This window comes from Mesorhizobium sp. M1A.T.Ca.IN.004.03.1.1 (assembly GCF_003997555.1).
GTDB lineage: Bacteria > Pseudomonadota > Alphaproteobacteria > Rhizobiales > Rhizobiaceae > Mesorhizobium.
This window is the reverse complement of sequence record NZ_RZTV01000880.1, coordinates 1-245: the sequence shown is the minus strand read 5'-3', so window position 1 is coordinate 245 and position 245 is coordinate 1. Positions and strand designations below refer to the sequence as shown.

1 protein-coding gene is annotated in these 245 nt (G+C 63.3%); it reads right to left on the bottom strand.

The window, feature by feature from the left end; genetic code table 11:
* Positions 1-245, bottom strand: a 245-nt coding sequence (locus EOD29_RS34205; RefSeq protein WP_164764062.1) for a hypothetical protein, incomplete at both ends; no start/stop codon positions are given.

The window sequence follows — 245 nt, the reverse complement described above, 5'->3', positions numbered from 1 at the left end:
GGTCGTCTGAGACGATCGGATGCAGCACGATCGTCAGCATTGATTGCCCATCGGCAAGCAGGATGATCTGAATGCGCGCCCCCGGCCCGTCCAGCAGATCGAAGCGTCTGTCGCGAAAGGCTTTTCGCGCGGCCAAGGCTTCAGCCTCGGAAAGAGCGGCTCCTTCCTTGCCGAGAATTTCCATCGGCACGGCGTTCGATGCGCCGCGATACTGCTCGATGCGGCCGCCCGCCAGCCGACGGAAG